Genomic DNA, 17,098 nt, shown 5'->3' on the forward strand with positions numbered 1-17,098 from the left:
CATTCACCTTCTATTTTTAATTAGCCATAATTGCACGCGTGCCAATCTTCTTCCGAACGGCAACAAATACCATTCCTTCTCCGCCATTATACGCGATTTCATCACAACAATCAGGAAAACGCCTGCCCCCAACAAAACTGCCGTCAATGCTGTCAACGTCGCGCCGATTCTTGACGATACATTGTCGAATAAAAATTGATCTGCGACCAGCATCCATGGAATGATGACCGCAATCATTGCCGCTGCTGCGCTCAATAACCATCCGTAAAAACGGAAGGGTGCCAGACGTACGGGCCACACTCTTTTGAAATAAAGGAGAAGCCCGAATGTAATTACCGCAAAACCGATATTCCCGGCGACTGCCGCGCCAGTCACATCAAAATACGGAATGAGCAATTGATTTGCAATGACCTTTACAAGTAGTCCTCCGAAAAGCAATAATGTCGGCACTTTCACCTTCCCCGCCCCTTGTAAGATTGCCGTCAACGGCAAAATAAGCGACAGCCAAAAAATCTGAAAGGAGAAAATGATCAGCGCAACAGACCCCTCCCGCGTCTCAAATAACATTTCATTCACATATGGCAAAACGAGTGCAAGACCAACCGCTGCTGCCCAGCCGAAAAGGAAAGCCGTCCTGAACGTCAGTTGAATAAACGGCTCCGCCCCTCGTCCGCTTTTTTTGGCTGCATGATGGGATATCAACGGGACAATCGCAAGCGCCAATGTCGAAGCGATTAAAATCCCCATTTGCACGAGCGGCTGCCCACGGTCATAGACGCCCTTCATTTCCATTGCAGCGTCCGCGACATATCCTTTCGCAAGCAAAATATTGTATACGGTGAATGAATCCGCCATTTGGAACATCAGCAGAATGAGTGAACTTGCGCTGACACTTAAACTAACAAACGTTAATTCCTTAACGACGCGCCATGTATCCACCTGCACAAGCGGTCCTTTATAAGCATTTCTGTAAAATAGGGCAAGAATGACAACACCTAACGCCTGTCCTATAACAGCCCCCCACATAGCCATTTCGCCAGCCTTGTAAAGAGAACCGCCCGCCCGCATCACAGTCCATGTACCAATAAGGATAATCGCCACCCGCAACGCCTGCTCGCCGACATTTGATACCGCAACCGGCGTCATCCGACCATCCGATTGGAATGAACCTTTCAATACTGCAAGCATCGGCATGACAAGCACGATATATGCCCCCGCCCGAAGCAGCGTCACAAGCTCCGAATCCCCCATCGCATTTGCGAAAAACGGTGCAAACACCATTAAGATCGTAAAGAACGTCAAAGACAATCCCGCCAAGTAAATGAACGCAATTCGCATAACCGCTTTCGATTCACCCTTACTCCTACTTCCCGCTAACAGCTTCGATACTGCCACCGCGTACCCGTACGAAGTCCAAACTATAAAAATTCCAATGAAAGGATAAACTTGCTGGTAAATATAAAATCCTTTATCGCCCACAAGGTTCTGGAACGGAATCCGATACACCGCCGCCAGTAATTTGACGACAATCGCCGATATCGTCAAAATCGACGCACCTTTCATGAACGTTTTCATATTCCAATCAGCTGAAGACATAACCGCGCCTCTTTCGATGTTTATTCGACTTTTAGTATACCATCAACTAAAACGAAGCACTTCAAATACTGAATTCCTTGCACATCATAAAATAACCGTCGCTTTTTAGTCCGAAAACGCATAAATCTTATAAATTACTCATAACCTCATACGAATCGCGCATAAATCCCCAAAATTACGCATAAAAAATAATTATGCGTTTTTGCAACTTTTTATGCGCAGATACATCGATTTATGCGTATTTCAGACAACAAAAAAACAGGTAATGAAGCATCCGCTTCCTTCACCTGTCCAATTCCATTGGTTGTTTAAAAAGATACTTTCTTGTTTCGTAAAATCAGATAAATTTTCAGGATTCATACGCTTAAGGTTGTTCCCAGGGATTCGGAATACCTTTCATTTCTGGATTATCCCATAATTCCGGGCCAGGATAACCTATATATAAATAAAGTTCTTTATTAGGAGTTTGTGTTGTTGCTTTCATTACTTGATACGTCTCCTCTGAGTAGATAATACGATCGTTATCATCCTCACGCCCTGAATATATAAATTTAAATCCCTCATAATGATTAAATAATGCGTCAAAGTACTCTTTATCTACTTTTATTAATACAATCGAGTCTAATTTATCATTATAAAAATGGAAACTCGCTAGCCTATCATAATTTAGGAGGAAATCAGATCCACTTCCATCAGCCTGCCCAATTATATAATTATCACCCAATAGTTCAATTACTTTTGATGGTGAGTCGCCTAATGTTACTCCATGAAAATACAGGTAACCTTCCTCTTCAGTAAATGTGGGTTTAGCGAAATCTATATCCGTATTGATTGGAGAAATGTGTTGATTATTAATATTCTGTTGTGCCTTATATAGATTTTCCGCTATTTTTTTTTCCCAGTGCGGTTCTGCATTGGATAGTGTCAAGGATAGATTTTCGTTAATTGGCTGCGGTGATGCCCTTACTATTTGATTGGTCCCATTGGAGTAGAAAAAACGATCATCATAAATGTGGAAGTCTATAAACTTAAACCCGTCATAGTCATTAAATAATTTAATAAGGTAATCTTCATCTACATTCATGAATACGATTGAATCTAATTTATCTTCAATAAAAGAGAATTTCGCTAGGCCTTCATAATCCAATATAACGTCCGCTTCACTGTCATCCTCTTGCACGATCGTAAAATTCTCACCAAAGACTTCGATTACTTTTGACTTTGAGTCACCTAACGTTACGCCATCAAGATAAAATAACCCTTGTTCTTCGGAGAATTCAGGTTTTGAGAAATCTATGTCTAGTTCCGTTGGAGACGGTTGTTCGGCTACAGAAGGTTCATTTTCAGTCAATACTTCGCTTAAGACAAAAAACATTGCGCTCATTGTTACTACAGCGGCAATTACGACATATCTCCAGTTATGTTTGGGTTTCTTTGATCTATTTTGGACTTCATTCAAAACGTTTCGCATAACCCTTTTTTTACTTTCCGTTAAATCCTTCACCTCAGTAGGAATGAATTTATCCATTTAACAGCACCTCCCATTCAATTCCTTTCAGCTGATTTCTTAATAGCTCCCTACCGCGTCGCAATCGGGTTTTTACTGTACTTTCAGGAATGGCCAAAAGACTTGCAATCGCAACGATAGTCATTTCGTGAAAATAGAAGTATATGAGGACCTCTCGTTGTTTCAATGGTAATTGAAGGATTGCTTCTCCGATTATTGTCTCTTCATCTTTTCTAACCAAATCATCTGAACCCTTTGTGGTCTCTGACGGAAAAAATTTGTCTACCAATTGCATTTTTCTATAGGCCCAGCTCTTCAAATAGTCTTTGCTTTTATTCACAGTCATTTTCGTTAAAAAGGCCTTTACTTCGCCTTGTTCTTCGTATTTATGCTGGTTGTTGTAAAATTTTATGAATACTTCCTGCACAATATCTTCTGCTGCTTGTAGATCTTTCACGTAATAATAAGCGAGTCGTATTAAATACTCCGTGTATTGAAACATTAATTCTTTTAATTCATTAGTGCCTGTCACAGCTTCAACCCCTTTCCCTATATAGTAAACGATTCTAAAACTGCAGGGGTTTGCTTTTTCGGAATCCTTTTAAACTTATTTGCCCGGAACTACTTCCAAAAAACAAAAACAGCCCACCCATACCGATTCTTCCCGGTACGTGCAGGCTGTTTTTTATTGTGAATACTGTGCAAATGCATGCTGTACAATTAAAATTTGTCGCCATAATTCATTGGGCTGAATGATGATAGTTATGCTTTTACAATACTAAATTGCCTAAGTATTTTTTTAGTAATATCATTATTATGGTTTACCATGTCCACAGTAAAATCCTGTTCCACCTGTAGCGATTAGGTTTCAAAAATACAATTAAGGAAGCATCACTGTAATGTGTTATATTAAGTCTTCTGATAACCTTTTGTTATTGTCAAATTCCTACGGCCCCTTTACGCCCTGTAACAGAGCCTAGGGTATAATCCTGCAAAAAGCCTGTGTTCTAATTGGAATAAGCCATTGCTTTTGTAAGAAATTTACGTATTCTTTGTATTTATTCCGTGTATGTTCATGTATATCAACTACTTGCTATTTGTTTTGCAACAGACTTTTTGCATAGTCAGTATTTCCTGAGGCAATGACTTTGCGAAGGGAACCCCTTTACTCGACAATTGGAATCTCCTTTGTCCGGGTAGTTTCGTTAATTGGAAGTATGAATCCTTTGCCTTCTCAAAACGATCAACATTAGAAATATTAGTAGTATAATGTAAATTGTAACTCCTATAAATGTCTCAGCTAAAGTGTATGTATCAGGCATGGGATAGAATGATACTATACCACCGTAAGCTGTCTCTTTAAATAAGATTGGAAGCATTGATTTCTGTACAAACAAAGGAAACCATTGTCCAATTGTCCAATTATGCATAACAGAGGACTCGATAATAGGATAAAAAAATCCGACGATTATTCCTGAGGAAAGACTTTTACTTACAACGGTTATGCATGCTGCGAAAACCGCCCATAATAATAGACTAAGAATTGTTCCCGAAATCTGTAGGAATGTCACGCTATAATTAACTGCCACCCTCGAAGAAACTAAACCCATTGGCAAATCGAATATTATAGGGGTGACATAACTCATGATGAAGCCTAATATGATATAGATAATAATAAAAAATGTTACAAAAGATAATAAACTAAAAAGTTTTGCTACAAGTATTTCTACCTTTGTTAACCCGCTATTCCAAAGCTGTAGGATCGTTGAATGACGGTATTCAACCCCAAATAACAAAGCGCCAGTTACCGAAAAAACAATTGGTCCAATTGTATTAATGGCTGCCAGTGAATAAGTCATAGCCATTGAGGGACTTACTATATATAAAAGCGCAACTAACGGCTCATCGATATCTGATCTTCTAATATACTCAATTGTTTGTTGTTCATTGAAAATACTATTTTCTACAAAGAGGGTAAATAGGTTTTGAAATTGAAATCCTACACTAACGTAGGAGTAAACAATAAATAAGGAGAAAAAAAATAGCAGCCAGATAGTAGAAGGATGCTTGAATAGTTTTATCCATTCTCGTTTATAGGAATCTAACATATGACTTCCCTCTCTTTTATAAGACCATTATAAATTCCTCTCCATTCCCGTATTGGACAAAAAACCATAGAATTAAATTCCTCAGAAGTAAAAGTAGTTGGGGTTTTCAATTGGATTGTTGTTAATTTAGTTCTTTCCGTTCTTAGCTCTTTAATAATTGTTCCGTTAAAAATTACACCCAATCGGTTGCAACATTCTTCTATAATACCCCATTCGTGACTTGCGATTATAAAAGTGCTTCCATTTGACGACATGTCATTAATTACTTTTATTAAATTATTATAAGACTCTATATCAAGACCATTAGACGGTTCGTCCAATAAATATAGACTTGCCCTTTTTGAAAGAGCTATTGCAAGGCCCAAACGTTGTTTTTGTCCAAATGATAAGTTCTTGACCTTTTTAACAAGTATGTTGTCCAATGGATTCAATCTTTTTAGGATTTCCAATGCAATAGAAGGTTCTTTAGTAAGCAAGTACAGATTCTCTTTACAATTTAAGTAAGGATACAACGAGGGGGATTGATAAGCAATGCTAACAGATTGAAAGCCTATATCTGGTTGTTGTAAATGTATAGAACCGGCGTTCGGCTTGGTAATGCCTGCAATCGTAGATAGAAGAGTCGTTTTACCCGAGCCGTTTTTTCCGACTAAAGCATATACATCCTTCTCCTGAAGGAAAAGATTGATATTATTTAAAATAGATTGTTTCGAATAACTTTTCGTTAGCTGATTTATTTCAAGAATATGTTTTTTCATCTTTTTTTTCCTCCTCTATTTCTGCAATTAACAAGGACCGAGTTGTAGTTCCTCGGTCCTGGTTAAATTTAATAGTCTAGTATGCGCTGAAACTGCCATCGCCATAAATTGATGTAATTATTCTGCTTGTAAATTTGGGACCTCCGACGTGTCCCCATGGGGTCGGAATTCCACTATCAAATTCAACACTTTGATTGGCTTGACCACCGGTGACCCCTCTTAAGTTCCAATTGTCAGAAATTGAATCATTAGTATAACCATATCCAATTGCAGTCGAAAGGCTTTGCCAAATCGCATCATAACTTAATATATTGCTTCCGTTATATGTCCATTGTACATAAGCTATTTGAGTTGCAACATTAATCCCGTATAAATTATGATATTGCTTTCTATGCGAAACAGTTTGTGTAGTAAATAAGGCATTTTTGTCAGGGGAAACTGAATTTATTTCTGGAATAACATAACTTTCTGATTCAAGGATAGAAGAATCAGGAACACCATTATCTAATCGTTCTGCAAACGTCAAAGATGAGGCTCCAAATGACAGTCCAAATGACAAAGCGGTGATTACCAAAACTTTTGATAAATACTTTCTCATAAACTTGTAATTCCTCCTCTAACTATTGGTTTTCCATAGACTTTGACGGAAATAGTGTAATTATAATTAGGTATTTTTCTTATAAAGCCACTCCTATTTGTGTACAATATTCATTAAATACAATAAAATCATAACATACAGAAAAATAAACACAAGTAATAAATTAGTAATTGAATTAATCACCAATAGATTATCAGAAAGGAAGTAAGTTTAAAAAATTGGATACGGTTAAATTCGGCTTTTCTTAGTTGATTGGTTGTTCCAACTTCGTGGTCAACAATATAGATAGTGATTCAGCCAACCTTCCCCCGAATATAATAGCATCACCGCAGTTTTGAGATTTAACTTTCCGGTAATCAATGAAATAAGATTTATATATTCCATATATAAAAGGCCAAAAATGCTGTGTACAAGCAAGTCCGGTTTTGCTAGATTAAATACCTCCTTAAAGTATCTATGTTTCTAAATTGCCCCTTCGTCTTATAGTAATTGCACTATGGAATACGGTTACACCATATAGACAACGTATATAAGATGCAGAAATGCATTGACACCGAAGCAACCAAAAAAGAGTATTTTTAAAGGCGATTACTACAGTATATTGAATATTTTTTCATCCCTTTTTTACTGGAATAACTCATATCATTATCAAAATACGGGGCAGGGGTAAAAAACCAACGAGTGGTACAAATTTTAAGAATATGACATGAGGTCGTCCTTTATTTTACAAAAACATATTTTGCGCAAAAAAACAGCCCACCCATACCGATTCTTCCCGGTACGTGCAGGCTGTTTTTTATTGTTCCATCTACTTTCCTGTCCCTTGGACTATTTTATTCGTTGCCGCTTTGAACGTGCTGGCAAAATGTTAATAACATCAATATCCTTTTTATCTTCATAAACCGCATAAAAAACAATGTAATTTAGCATTCGATGTCGGCTCTTTCCGTATGTAAGACAACGCAAGCCTTGAAAAGGTCCCTGCTCAACCATTCTGCCGACATACGGAAAAGAAGATAGCAATCGATCAATTTCATCAATCATGTAGTCCTCTTTGGAAAACCACCATTCAAGCACTTCTTCCCCATGTTCCGCAAAGAATGTCTGAATTTGATCTAAACATCTATTGAATTCTTCAGTGAAATGAACCGAATAACTTTGGTTATTTTCTTCTCTCATGCCGCAATTCCTTTAGCTTTTTTGCAGAAAAGCGTTGCATGTTAGGGTTATCATAGTAACGTTGGAGTGATTCGTTTAATTCTGGGTAGGTTTCGATATTCCTCACTAAATCATCGTACTCTTCATCCATATAAGGCGGTTCATGAACTTCTAAAGAGAACAGTTTACCTTCTGCAACAAACATTGCTGCATTTTTATCATTCAAGGCATTCGCAAGTTCTTCTTTCACATTTTTACTTAATGCACCCATTACGCCTCACCCCAATAGATTTCTTAGCTTTATTATACCACAGTTAAACAGATATGAATGGGTTCGACCGACTATTCAAAGTAACAAAAAACAGCCCACACGCACCAGTTCCTTCCCGGTACGTGCAGGCTGTTTTTCATTGTTCCATCTGTTTCGCCAAAAAGTGCGCGGCGGTTTCTGCTGCTTTTTGTTCGGCTTCGCCGAGGAAATGGACTTTCGATAGCAAGTAGACCGCGCCAATTGTATCACCGCCCGCAACTATCGGGGCAATGCAGTAGGACTTCACTTGCTCTACTTGTCCTGGCACCCACTCCACCGCTTTTTCAAGCTTTTCTATAATGAGGGTGCGGCCGGCTAATACTTCTTCAGCATCCGGTGATAATTGGCGGTTCAAGTAATCTTTTTTCGATAATCCGGATACGGCAATCATTTCATCTCTGTCACTGATCATGGCAGGTGTTCCGAGTGTTTCGTATAGCGTTTCTGCGTACTCTTTCGCGAATTGACCGAGCTCGGAAATTGGGGAGTACTTCTTTAAAATCACTTCGCCATCCCGATCGGTAAAGATTTCAAGCGGATCTCCTTCACGGATGCGGAGGGTCCTTCTGATTTCTTTTGGAATGACCACTCTGCCTAAATCATCAATTCTGCGCACGATTCCTGTTGCTTTCATGCATGATGCCTCACTTTCCAAAAATTAAACCGTCTTCCGTTCGGATATAGTATGCATCATGTTTGGTCATTTTATGCAAAAGTTCCTTTACTCGGAATCAGCAGAGATTGTTTCCTTTACGGATGACGCCAAGATGCGCATCATCTCTTCCAACACGTCAAATTCGGTCTTTTTGCCGGTATGCCGTTCATCCACCGTAACAATCAGGCGCCCTTCCTCCATCGTAAAGCCGACAGCGCGGCCGAATTCCATGGAATCCGTTACCATTTTCGCACCATCAGTCTTGGCTGTTCCTTCCTCCGTTAAACGTATTTCAATGATGGAGCGTTGTTTTTTAATTGATTCGACTCCCGCCATGCGTCCCCATGCTTTTATTCTTCCGACTCGAAGCAATAAATCGGCTTCAAGCGGCAAATCGCCGAAGCGGTCCGTCATTTCATCGACAAGCTCTGAATAATCCAGCTCACTTTCAATTGCCTTGACCCGCTTATACATCTGGATTTTTTGGAATCCGTCACGGATATACGAATCCGGTAAATACGCGTTAATTGGCAATGAAATTTCGACATCCGGTATTTCGGATTTAACGATGCCCGTCTGCTTCTCTTCAATCGCGTCTTGAAGCATTTGCGAATATAGATCAAATCCGACAGAATCGATGAAGCCATGCTGCTGGGAGCCAAGCAAATTCCCTGCTCCACGGATTGACAAGTCCCGCATTGCGATTTTGAATCCGGACCCAAGCTCGGTGAATTCCTTGATTGCCTGCAGGCGGCTTTCCGCCACTTCTGTCAGCACTTTATCACGCTGGTATAGGAAATAGGCGTACGCCACCCTATTCGACCGTCCAACACGCCCACGTAACTGATAAAGCTGTGATAGACCCATCCGGTCCGCATCGTGGATGATAAGTGTATTGACATTAGGTATGTCAATTCCCGTCTCAATAATCGTCGTTGTGACAAGCACGTCATACTCACCCTCAAGAAAGCTAAGGATGACGGATTCAAGTGCAGACTCACCCATTTGCCCATGCGCAAAAGCAACTCGAGCTTCCGGCACAAGCTGTTTGATTTCATCCACTTTGCGCGTAATGTCTTCGACTCGGTTGTATAAATAGAAAACTTGGCCGCCTCGCCCCATCTCCCGTTCGATCGCTTCGCGTACAAGCGCAAAATTATGCTCCATAACATACGTCTGTACGGGAAAACGGTTTGCCGGAGGTGTCTCAATGACGGATAGATCACGGACTCCCAACATCGACATATGCAATGTCCTTGGAATTGGTGTTGCGGTCAATGTTAGCACGTCCACATTTGTTTTCAGCTGCTTCAGTTTCTCTTTATGCGTCACACCGAACCGCTGCTCTTCGTCAACAACTAACAGTCCAAGATCCTTGTAGGCCACGTCTTTCGATAGGAGTCGATGGGTTCCTACGACAACATCGATTGTGCCTGCTTTCAAGCCTTTCAATGTTTCTGTTTGTTCTTTTTTCGATCTGAATCTATTCAAAAGCGATACTTCGACAGGGAAGCCCGAGAACCGTTCTTTCATCGTCTCATAATGCTGTTGCGCCAAGATTGTCGTTGGTACGAGGAAAGCCACTTGCTTGCCGTCTCCTACAGCTTTAAAAGCAGCCCGTATCGCCACTTCCGTTTTTCCGTATCCAACGTCCCCGCATAGCAGGCGGTCCATCGGTCGTTCTCTTTCCATATCGCGTTTTATTTCTTCAATGGAGCGAAGCTGATCTTCCGTCTCGTCATAAGGGAATGCATTTTCAAAGGAACGCAGCAAATCATCATCCTCTGAGAATGCATATCCTTTTTCCGCTTCGCGTTTCGCATACAACTTGATAAGGTCATCAGCGATATCCTTCACTGCGGAAGATACTTTACTCTTTGTCTTCTTCCATTCTGCTCCACCAAGCTTATGAAGTTTCGGTTCCTTTTCCCCTGAAGCGACATATTTTTGGATTAAGTCGATTTGATCAGCCGGAACGAACAGCTTATCCTCCGCGCGGTACCGGATATCTAAATAATCCTTATGGACGCCGCCCACTTCAAGTGTCACTACGCCATAATATTTCCCGATTCCATGATGGACGTGGACGATATAATCGCCAGGTTTGATTTCCGAATAGCTTTTGATGCGCTCTGCATTTGTCATCTTTTGCGGACGGGCTTTCCGCTTCGGTTTGCCCTTGAACAATTCGGCATCCGTAATCACAGTGAATCGCTGGAATGGCATTTCAAACCCTGCAGATAGATCGCCGTCAATGATGGATATAGTACCATTGTCTGAAGGCTTGCCGTTCACAGTTGCCGACATCTCGTAATCTCTAAGAATCGTTTGGACTTTTTTCATGCGTTCTTCGCCATCCGCAACGATGAATACATTGAATTTTCCTTGTTGCCAACGGTCCATTTCGTTTTTCAATAAATTCATTTGCCCATGGAACTCCTGCATCGGTTTACAAGAGAACGAAACAGTCTTTTTCAAGACGATGCCTGGCACAGTTCGGACAAAGAGAGATAAATAGGATTTTTTCTGGTCGAGTATTTTATGCATTTCATCGAATGAGAAGGAAATTCTTGCATCATGAACAATTTTTCCTTCTTCAAGCAGGGATAAATACCATTCTTTCTCTTCACTTTCAAGCGCTGTAGATACCTCAAGGATACGTCCAATTTCATCGAAAAAAACAAGGCCATCTTCAGGAAAATAATCGCCTAAGAAGGCAGTTGCCTGCTCCGCGAGAGAGACGTATTTCATCATTCCTTCAGGAACAATACCATCTTTCAATAAGTCGATATCTCGTGAAATATTCAATGTGAGAGATTCCTTCACCTCGTCACTTTTCACACGCTTTATACTCGAACGTAGAGCACCTTCAAGATTTTCTGCTATTTGTGATAACTCATCAGAATCCCAAACGAATTCTGAGGCAGGCAAGATGGAGACGTCATCTAATTTGTCGGTCGAGCGTTGATCATCAGCTGAAAACAACCGAATCGAGTCGACATCTGTATCGAATAGTTCGATGCGGACCGGGTTTTCCATATTCAACGGATAGACGTCCAATATTCCGCCACGAAGTGCGAAATCTCCCGGTGCAGTCACCATATCCTGTCTGTTGTAACCCATCTCGACAAGTTTTTGTATCCATTTATCCACATCGATTGTGTCATCTAACTTGGTTGTCAATGAATTCTCAAGCCAACGATCCTTAGGCGGAAGCAGTTTTTTCATGCCTGCAACGGGTGTAATATAGATTCCTTTTCCAACTCGCGCCATATGATCGAGAGTATCTATCCTGCTTGCTCGAAGGTCAAAACTGGATACAGAAAAATCGGCAGCGACCAGTTCCTCTGCCGGGTATAAATGAACAAGTGAATCACCAAGTGTCTTCACAAGGTCCTCATATGTACGCTGTGCTTGCAGCATGTTTGGAGTGATAATAAGGATTGGGCGAGCGGCAGAAAGATGGACAGCCTTAAAAAAGACGGATTTTGCACCGCCCGATAAACCTGCCAACAGTTGGCGGTCCTGGCCTGATTTTAACTCGTCTATCACCTTATTAATCTCTTTATCTTCTAAAAATAAATCTATGAGCGCATCCAATGATTATTTTCCTCGCTTTGCAGTATATAGATTGAAGTGAAAAAAGCTTTGTGCGCGTGTGACGCCAAAGCGGAACGTTCTATTGTAGCCATTTCTTTAGTGCATAGTAATCCGGGAATGTTTTTAACGACTTTTCACATTCCTCACAAATGCATCGTACTGTCATTGAACCGTCATTATCGTACTCCAAGAAATGTTCGCTGTCCTCTCTGTTTTTCAACTGTTGGACAACTTCCTCAGCGGAAGCGAATGGAATACTACCGACCTCCGTATTGCAATGTCTACATGAATATCGAATGTCCATTTTCATCGGCCCCTTTTTATCAAAGTATAGGCAAATGAAGGGATGATTATTCCTTAAGCACCGTTATAGTTGTTCATGACTTCAAGAAAAGTACTGTCAAGCCAAGCAACACAAGCCGATACGCTTCTTTCAACGCTTTCATCAATCATTGGCTGTTCATCCTTGCCAAATGTAGATAGGACGTAATCGGAAACTTTCATGCCGCCCCCCGGACGACCAATTCCTATACGGATTCGATTGAATGTGTCAGTTCCGAGATGTGCGATTAACGATTTCATGCCGTTATGCCCTCCGGCACTTCCTTTTTGACGTAATCTCAGTTTTCCTGGAGTGAGGTCGAGGTCATCGTAAAGGACGACAATATCTTTTAGATCGACATCGAAGTAGTCCATTAGTGGCCCTACACATTCACCGGATAGGTTCATGTATGTTAGTGGTTTGACAAGCATTACTTTGCCTTTTGGGCTATGGACAATTGTGTAGGCACCATTGAATTTCGTTTGCCAAGCAGGGGCATTCCATCGCTTTGCTAGTTCATCTACGGCCTCAAATCCAACATTATGTCGTGTTTTCTCATATTGTTTCCCCGGGTTTCCAAGACCAATTATCATTTTCATACGACGCATCTTCCTTTTAATAAAGAATGTTAAAAAGGGCGCACGGGTTTGAATTCGTGCGCTCCAATAGTTGCATTTTGTATTAATTTTCGTCGCTATCCCCTTGGTTTCCACCAACGAGTTCGGGTGAAGATTCTGCATCCGGAAGATTGTCGCCATCAGTATCCTCTGAACGAGGAGAAGAGACGACAACGAGCCCGAAATCATCTTCATTCATAATTTCAAACTTCGACTTCGCTCGGATATCCCCAACCGTAATCGATTCACCGATTTGTAATCCGGAAATATCGACATCGAAAGCTTCAGGTATATCAGAAGGCTTCACTTTAATTTTCACTTCATGGTTCGGCTGTTGTAGGACGCCGCCTTCCTTTTGACCTAACGATTCACCTACAAGGTTCACCGTTACGTCTACTTCAAGCTCTTCTGTCATATTGATCGCCAAGAAGTCTGCATGACGGATTTCTCCTTTTAGTGCATCCTCCTGGTAATCACTTAATACGACGTTCAATTGTTCACCATTCACATCAAGCTTGATGACTCCGTTTCGTCCCGTTTCGCGTAAAGTGCTCATAAGATCGCGCTCTTTTACTGCAATTGGGGTAGACTCGGTTTTATATCCATAAACCACCGATGGGATGTACCCTTCGTTTCTTAGTGCTGATAAAGCAGATCTTGTTTTCGTTTCTCTTGGTTTCGACTGAATTGCTGTACTCATTTGCGTAGTCACCTTTCCTGAAAAAAGTTATTCTAACTCTTGAAATACCCAAAATCAGACGACATGAAACTTACTGACTTGCTTATTCAAACAATGTGCTTACAGATTTCTCTTCAAATACACGAATGACTGCTTCGCCCAATAGCTTGGCAATCGACAATTGTTTGATTTTCGGAGATTTTTTGCTTTCCGGCAATTCGATTGAATTCGTGATGACCAATTCCTTGATTTGGGAATTGTCAATTCTTTCGATAGCAGGACCGGAAAGTACCGGATGCGTGCAGCAAGCATAAACTTCTTTTGCACCATTTTCAATAATCGCGTTCGCTGCGATTGTAATAGTTCCGGCTGTATCAATAATGTCGTCGATAAGGATAGCTGTCTTCCCGTCGACGTTTCCAACAATACTCATCACTTCTGCAACGTTTGGACGTGGGCGACGTTTGTCTATGATAGCAATTGGTGCTTTCATGCGGTCCGCCATTTTACGAGCTCGTGTAACACCGCCATGGTCTGGGGATACGATGACAAGATCGTTGCCTTCCAAACCTTTGCTCTTGAAGTATTCCGTAAGAATTGGTTCAGCTACAAGATGATCGATTGGAATATCAAAGAAGCCTTGGATTTGTGGCGCGTGCAAGTCAATTGCAATTACGCGGTCAGCTCCCGCTTTTTCAAGCAAGTTTGCTATCAGTTTAGCCGTAATCGGCTCACGTGAACGCGCTTTACGGTCTTGTCGTGCGTAGCCGTAATATGGCATGACAACATTGATTGTACGTGCTGATGCACGCATCAGGGCATCAATCATGATTAAAAGCTCCATTAAGTTATCATTGACTGGATTGGAGGTGGACTGGATGACAAAGACATCACAGCCTCGGATACTTTCTTCAATGTTAATTTGTACTTCTCCGTCGCTAAAACGTTTGACAGAGCACTTACCAAGTGGAAGTCCGATTTCGTCCGCCACTTCTTGGGCAAGTGATTCATTGGAATTGAGTGAAAATATTTTCAACTTTTTATTAGGATAATGATTAGCCATGATGGCCCCCCTGATTATTTAAGATTTAATTTTGTTGCGTATCCTTCTTTATTCTCCTGGCGCGCGCGTCCAATTGCAAGTGAACTTTCTGGGACATCTTTCGTTATAGTGGATCCAGCGGCTACATAAGCGCCTTTTCCAATTTTAACCGGCGCAATAAGATTCGAATTGCACCCAACAAAAGCACCGTCTTCGATTGTCGTGGTATTTTTATTCTTACCATCATAATTCACCGTGATTGTTCCACAACCGATATTAACCTGTGCACCGACTTCAGCATCTCCGATATAGCTGAGGTGAGACACCTTGCTTCCTTCACCTAACCTTGACTTTTTAACTTCGACAAAATTGCCGATTTTTACATTGTCGCTGAGATTGGAATCCGGACGGATATGTGCGAACGGGCCTACTGCCGTACGTGAACCAACGATGCTGTCCCGTATGACTGACGAATGAACGGTTGTATGATTGCCGATTGTGCTGTTGACAATATGGCTATTCGGTCCGATTATACATTTTTCACCGATAACTGTTTGTCCTTCGATAATCGTTCCAGGTTGAAGAACGGTGTCCCTGCCGATGGTGGTATTCGCACTTATATAGGTGCTGTTAGGATCGATAATTGTAACGCCTTCACGCATATGATGTTCGGCAATCCGTTGGCGCATTACCTTTTCAGCCTCCGATAGAACGACCCTGTCATTGACACCGATCGTTTCGCTGAAATCATCAGTGACATATGCTGAAATGCGAGCATTTTCGGCCCTTAATATACCAATGACATCCGGCAAATAGTATTCTCCCTGTGCATTATTATTTTCCACTTTTTTCAAAGCGTCGAACAATGCACGATTATCAAAACAGTAGGTACCTGTATTGATCTCGTTAACGGATCTTTCTTCGGCCGTAGCATCCTTGTGCTCGACATTGCGAAGGACATTTCCTTCTGCATCGCGAATGATACGTCCATAGCCAGTCGGGTCTTCGGCGGAAGCAGTAAGGATTGTAGCTTTGGCATCTGTCTCGGAATGATGAGCGATTAGAGCTTGCATTGTTTCCGATTTGATGAGAGGGGTATCACCGCAGACGACAATGGTGACTCCATCTAAATTCCCTAACTGGTTTTCCGCCTGCTGAACCGCGTGCGCTGTTCCAAGCTGTTCTGCCTGTAGGGCATAATCGCTTTTCCCACCAAGCGTTTCTTCAACCTTTTCTGCTCCATGGCCTACAATCGTTACGATTTTATCGGCTCCGATTCCGATAATATGGTCAACAACGTGTTCGACCATTGGTTTTCCACAAACCGGGTGCAATACTTTATATAAATCCGATTTCATCCTCGTTCCTTGTCCTGCAGCAAGGACGATGGCATATGTATTCGTCATGTGGTCGGCCCCCATCCATAATTTCATTATTGACTATAGCTGAAAATACTATTTATTTCAACCAAATCCCCTTGACAAGCGGGGATAATTCTTTTAATATTGTTGTTTTACTTTTTCTTAGGCGCTAATAGCAAAAAAATGCAGAACAAGATTTGGTTAAATCCAGTTCTGCTGCTTCTTCTCTTATGAAGTTAATCTTAAGCGCCGGCTTCTTCCAATACCCCTTTTTCCTCAACCATATGGTAGGCGGACAGAACCGCTTCTTGAACTTTCATTCTTGCCGATGTGTTGATGGGATGTGCTACATCACGGAAATCTCCTTCAGGAGTCCGCTTGCTTGGCATGGCAACAAATAATCCTTCATTTCCTTCAATGACTCGGATATCGTGTACGACAAATTCTCCATCCAAGGTAATCGACGCGATAGCTCTCATTCTGCCATCTGTTTCTACCTTCCTTAATCTTACATCTGTTATTTCCATTCTCTTCCCACTCCCCTTTAATAACATCCAGCTTTAGGCACTAAGTAAACGCCCTGGCTTTTGTTTTTACAATGCATAGTATCTATATTCTGCAAAAGTCATCATTTTCCTTTTTATTTTCAAAAGTTTTTTTAATAGACTCAAAATACGCTTTAATCCATATAAAAAAGAGAAAAACCCGCTCATTTATTTTGGTTCTAAATCAAATGTTGGGGTGATGTGATTTGCACACCACCCTTTAACTTAAATTATGCTATGAG

General features: G+C 41.1%; 16 protein-coding genes. All 16 read right to left on the minus strand.

Annotated features, from left to right (window positions below):
- Positions 1–3 precede the first annotated feature (3 nt).
- Positions 4–1,596: a putative polysaccharide biosynthesis protein gene (locus tag ACFPZG_RS16875; RefSeq protein WP_283733372.1), complete on the minus strand. Its 1,593-nt coding sequence runs from the start codon at positions 1,594–1,596 to the stop codon at positions 4–6.
- A gap of 364 nt (positions 1,597–1,960) precedes the next feature.
- The gene (locus ACFPZG_RS16880) at positions 1,961–3,124 is read right to left on the minus strand and encodes a hypothetical protein (protein WP_283733373.1); all 1,164 of its coding nucleotides are present in this window, start codon (positions 3,122–3,124) and stop codon (positions 1,961–1,963) included.
- Positions 3,117–3,635 carry a sigma-70 family RNA polymerase sigma factor gene (locus ACFPZG_RS16885; RefSeq protein ID WP_283733374.1) on the minus strand — a complete coding sequence of 173 codons (519 nt, stop codon included), beginning with the start codon at positions 3,633–3,635 and terminating at the stop codon, positions 3,117–3,119. Before ACFPZG_RS16885 ends, ACFPZG_RS16880 begins: the two co-directional genes overlap by 8 nt.
- A gap of 673 nt (positions 3,636–4,308) precedes the next feature.
- Positions 4,309–5,211 carry an ABC transporter permease gene (locus ACFPZG_RS16890; protein ID WP_283733375.1) on the minus strand — a complete coding sequence of 301 codons (903 nt, stop codon included), beginning with the start codon at positions 5,209–5,211 and terminating at the stop codon, positions 4,309–4,311.
- Positions 5,205–5,969, minus strand: a complete 765-nt coding sequence (locus ACFPZG_RS16895) for an ABC transporter ATP-binding protein (protein ID WP_283733376.1) — start codon at positions 5,967–5,969, stop codon at positions 5,205–5,207. The genes ACFPZG_RS16890 and ACFPZG_RS16895 overlap by 7 nt, the downstream gene beginning before the upstream one ends.
- A 76-nt stretch (positions 5,970–6,045) precedes the next feature.
- Positions 6,046–6,567 carry a hypothetical protein gene (locus ACFPZG_RS16900; protein WP_317941335.1) on the minus strand — a complete coding sequence of 174 codons (522 nt, stop codon included), beginning with the start codon at positions 6,565–6,567 and terminating at the stop codon, positions 6,046–6,048.
- A gap of 828 nt (positions 6,568–7,395) precedes the next feature.
- Positions 7,396–7,746 carry a type II toxin-antitoxin system RelE/ParE family toxin gene (locus tag ACFPZG_RS16905; protein WP_283733378.1) on the minus strand — a complete coding sequence of 117 codons (351 nt, stop codon included), beginning with the start codon at positions 7,744–7,746 and terminating at the stop codon, positions 7,396–7,398.
- Positions 7,730–7,996, minus strand: coding sequence for a hypothetical protein (locus ACFPZG_RS16910; protein WP_283733379.1), 267 nt, complete (start codon positions 7,994–7,996; stop codon positions 7,730–7,732). Before ACFPZG_RS16910 ends, ACFPZG_RS16905 begins: the two co-directional genes overlap by 17 nt.
- A gap of 136 nt (positions 7,997–8,132) precedes the next feature.
- Positions 8,133–8,669 (minus strand): stage V sporulation protein T, encoded by a 537-nt coding sequence (spoVT, locus tag ACFPZG_RS16915; RefSeq protein ID WP_283733380.1) that lies wholly within the window; start codon positions 8,667–8,669, stop codon positions 8,133–8,135.
- A gap of 87 nt (positions 8,670–8,756) precedes the next feature.
- On the minus strand, positions 8,757–12,290 hold the full coding sequence (mfd, locus tag ACFPZG_RS16920; RefSeq protein WP_283733381.1) for a transcription-repair coupling factor: 3,534 nt from the start codon (positions 12,288–12,290) through the stop codon (positions 8,757–8,759).
- Between the two features lie 79 nt (positions 12,291–12,369).
- Complete coding sequence (locus ACFPZG_RS16925; protein ID WP_283733382.1) at positions 12,370–12,594, minus strand: anti-sigma-F factor Fin; 225 nt, start codon at positions 12,592–12,594, stop codon at positions 12,370–12,372.
- 53 nt (positions 12,595–12,647) lie between these two features.
- On the minus strand, positions 12,648–13,211 hold the full coding sequence (pth, locus tag ACFPZG_RS16930) for an aminoacyl-tRNA hydrolase (RefSeq protein WP_317941334.1): 564 nt from the start codon (positions 13,209–13,211) through the stop codon (positions 12,648–12,650).
- An 82-nt stretch (positions 13,212–13,293) separates the two neighbouring features.
- The gene (locus ACFPZG_RS16935; protein ID WP_317941333.1) at positions 13,294–13,929 is read right to left on the minus strand and encodes a 50S ribosomal protein L25/general stress protein Ctc; all 636 of its coding nucleotides are present in this window, start codon (positions 13,927–13,929) and stop codon (positions 13,294–13,296) included.
- An 82-nt stretch (positions 13,930–14,011) separates the two neighbouring features.
- The gene (locus ACFPZG_RS16940) at positions 14,012–14,971 is read right to left on the minus strand and encodes a ribose-phosphate diphosphokinase (protein ID WP_283733383.1); all 960 of its coding nucleotides are present in this window, start codon (positions 14,969–14,971) and stop codon (positions 14,012–14,014) included.
- Positions 14,972–14,985: 14 nt separating this feature from the next.
- On the minus strand, positions 14,986–16,356 hold the full coding sequence (glmU, locus tag ACFPZG_RS16945; RefSeq protein WP_283733384.1) for a bifunctional UDP-N-acetylglucosamine diphosphorylase/glucosamine-1-phosphate N-acetyltransferase GlmU: 1,371 nt from the start codon (positions 16,354–16,356) through the stop codon (positions 14,986–14,988).
- A gap of 197 nt (positions 16,357–16,553) precedes the next feature.
- Positions 16,554–16,838: a septation regulator SpoVG gene (spoVG, locus tag ACFPZG_RS16950; protein WP_283733385.1), complete on the minus strand. Its 285-nt coding sequence runs from the start codon at positions 16,836–16,838 to the stop codon at positions 16,554–16,556.
- Positions 16,839–17,098: the final 260 nt, after the last annotated feature.

The organism is Sporosarcina thermotolerans (assembly GCF_042658975.1).
In the GTDB taxonomy this organism is placed as follows: Bacteria; Bacillota; Bacilli; order Bacillales_A; family Planococcaceae; genus Sporosarcina; species Sporosarcina thermotolerans.